Origin of the sequence: Dissulfurispira sp. (assembly GCF_036745535.1) — a bacterium.
Classification (GTDB): domain Bacteria; phylum Nitrospirota; class Thermodesulfovibrionia; order Thermodesulfovibrionales; family Dissulfurispiraceae; genus Dissulfurispira.
Map to the genome: position 1 here is coordinate 1 of NZ_DAIOFX010000139.1, position 2,705 is coordinate 2,705.

2 protein-coding genes and 1 pseudogene are annotated in these 2,705 nt (G+C 41.8%); 2 read left to right on the plus strand and 1 reads right to left on the minus strand.

What is annotated here, in order from left to right:
* The first annotated feature begins 92 nt into the window (after nucleotides 1-92).
* A complete protein-coding gene (gene polA, locus V7L97_RS12080; RefSeq protein WP_333656329.1) occupies nucleotides 93-1,907 on the plus strand; it encodes a DNA polymerase I in 1,815 nt (604 codons plus the stop codon).
* A 169-nt stretch (nucleotides 1,908-2,076) separates the two neighbouring features.
* Here the strand turns inward: polA and V7L97_RS12085 are convergent, their stop codons facing one another.
* Nucleotides 2,077-2,388, minus strand: a complete 312-nt coding sequence (locus V7L97_RS12085; RefSeq protein WP_333656331.1) for a hypothetical protein — start codon at nucleotides 2,386-2,388, stop codon at nucleotides 2,077-2,079.
* A gap of 117 nt (nucleotides 2,389-2,505) precedes the next feature.
* Between V7L97_RS12085 and V7L97_RS12090 the strand changes: the two are divergent.
* Nucleotides 2,506-2,705 (plus strand): annotated as a pseudogene (locus V7L97_RS12090) (hypothetical protein); the annotation flags it as partial.

Below are 2,705 nucleotides of genomic sequence, written 5' to 3' on the forward strand. Positions count from 1 at the left end.
AATCCCAAACCCATACGCCTTCTCTTATTTTTTGCCTCTTAACAGGGAATCAAGGTTTATATACAACTTCCGCTTCTGATAAACTAACAATTATGGAACAATTTTCCCTTTTTAAAAGCAGCAAAAAGCCTGAAACAGAGCAACCCGTCTCCGAAAAGCCGTCAACTTCACCTATCGCCCATAGCCCATCGCCTATAGCCTATCTTTCCTTTGACATCGAGGCCACAGGAAGAAATCCCATATCAGATTCCATTGTCGGCATAGCCCTGTGCAGGGAAAAGGGCAAGGCATATTATGTGCCTGTAAGGCATACACACGGCACAAACATTCCTGACGCCTTTAACATCTTAAAAGGAGTGCTCGAAGATGAATCTATTCCAAAAGTTGGGCACAATCAGAAATACGACATCCTTATATTAAGGCAGGAAGGGATTTATGTAAAAGGCAGGCTTTACGATACCATGCTTGCATCGTACCTTTTAAATCCCAACAAGCCAGACCACAGCCTTGAGGATGTTAGCCTCGAATATCTGTTTCATAAAAAGAGAGCATTCACAGAGGTTCTTGGAAAACTGCACTCATTCTCGGAAGTGCCTATAGATGAAGCAACACAGTACGCTGCAGAGGATGCAGAACTGGCAATGGAGTTAAAGGACATCCTCTTTGAAAGATTGAAAACCGAAGGACTTGAAAATCTCTATTTCGATATGGAAATGCCTCTGATTTATGTCCTCACGGACATGGAGGAGAGCGGTGTAAAGATAAACAAAGAAAGGCTTGAGGAATTATCAAAGGAACTGGACAGAGAGCTTGAAATAATAGAATCGAAGATATATACCATTGCAGGCGAGAGTTTCAATATAAATTCACCTCAGCAATTGCAGAAGATACTCTTCGAAAAACTCGGTTTAAAGCCATTGAAGAAGACAAAAACAGGATATTCCACAGGAATGGATGTGCTCGAAGAGTTGTCAAAGACCCATGAGCTTCCAATGGAGATATTGAATTACAGGACATTATATAAATTGAAGACTACTTATGTGGATGCCTTGCCAAAGCTCATCGATAAAAAGACCGGAAGAATTCATACATCCTTTAACCAGACAGTTACCGCAACGGGAAGGCTGAGCAGCAGCGAGCCGAATCTGCAGAATATTCCGATACGCGGCGAATGGGGAACAAAAATAAGGGAGGTTTTCATTGCAGATAAAGGATGTATCCTCATTTCTGCTGACTACTCACAGGTAGAATTGAGGATACTCGCCCACATAAGCGGCGACGAAGGGCTGATTGATGCATTCAACAGGGATATCGATATACACACGAGGACAGCAGCCGAGCTATTTAATATTCCAAAAGAGTCGGTAACAGAGGAAATGAGGAGAATAGCAAAGACAGTGAATTTCGGCGTTGTTTACGGAATAAGCCCTTTCGGATTGTCAGAGGCGCTCAATATCACGCCAAAGGAGGCAGCCACTTACATAGAACAGTATTTTAAGAAGCATGAGGGAGTAAAGAATTATATGGATGATGCCGTCAAGATGGCAAGGGAGAACGGCTATGTTAAAACGCTTATGGGAAGGAAAAGGCCGATCCCTGAAATCAACAGCCACAATACAAATATCAGGCAACAGGCAGAAAGGCTCGCAATAAACACGCCCATTCAGGGGACAGCAGCGGATCTGATAAAGATAGCAATGATAAACATATGGCAAAGGCTCAAAGAAAGAGATCTTAAAACGAGGATGATACTTCAAATCCATGATGAGCTTTTATTTGAAGTGCCTGAGACCGAACTTGAGACCGCTAAAAAACTGATTACGCATGAAATGGAAAACGCCCTATCTCTATCAGTGCCATTAAAGGTGGATATGGGCTGGGGCAAAAACTGGGCAAAGGCGCATTAGTATGCAACAAAAATTTATTTTGGTATATAATTAGCTAAATCGCTCATTGGGGGGCTGACATGAAGAAGCAGAAGACAACCAAAAAAGGCATTTTGAAGGCAAAGGCTGCAAAAAAAGCAGAGAGCAAGCTGGAAAAAAAGAACTCATAAGGGTTCTCTCCGGCAAACCATCAAAGCAAAAAAAAGAAAACCCCGGCAAAAAAAGCCGCGAGAACAAAAAAGCGGTTACCCCTAAAAAGGGCATAAAAAATAACAGCTAAAAAAATAAAAGCAGTCCCTAAGAAGCCCGAGAAAAAGGTAAAAACAGAGAAAGCAAAACCGGCAACAGCAAAGAAAAAAACAGCTAAAAAGACTATCGCAAAAGCTGTTCTCAAAAAGCCTACAAAGAAAGCTGCTGTGAAAGAGGCCCCCAAAAAGGCGGTAAAAAAACCATCGGCAAAAAAAGTCGCAAAGCCTGCCGTAAAAAAGCTGTAAAACCCCAAAAAAAGGAGATAAAAAAGCCCCTTGAAGAATTAACAATAGCAGAACTCAAAACACTGGCAAAAGAGCTTAATATTGCCCTAAAGAGCGGACTTAAAAAAGCAGACATTATCAAGGCCATGGGCAAAGCAAAGGCCGAAAAAAAGCCAAAGCCGGAAAAGCCAAAAAAGAAGGTTGCAAAGAAGGAAAAGATTGTGGTGACAAAAAAGGCTGTCAAAAAAAGTTGCAGTTGCAAAAAAATTAGTGAAACCCATGGAAAAACCTCCAGAGGTATCAGAAGAACTTTTAGAGGCCATCGAAATCCCTGCAGAGATGCCTC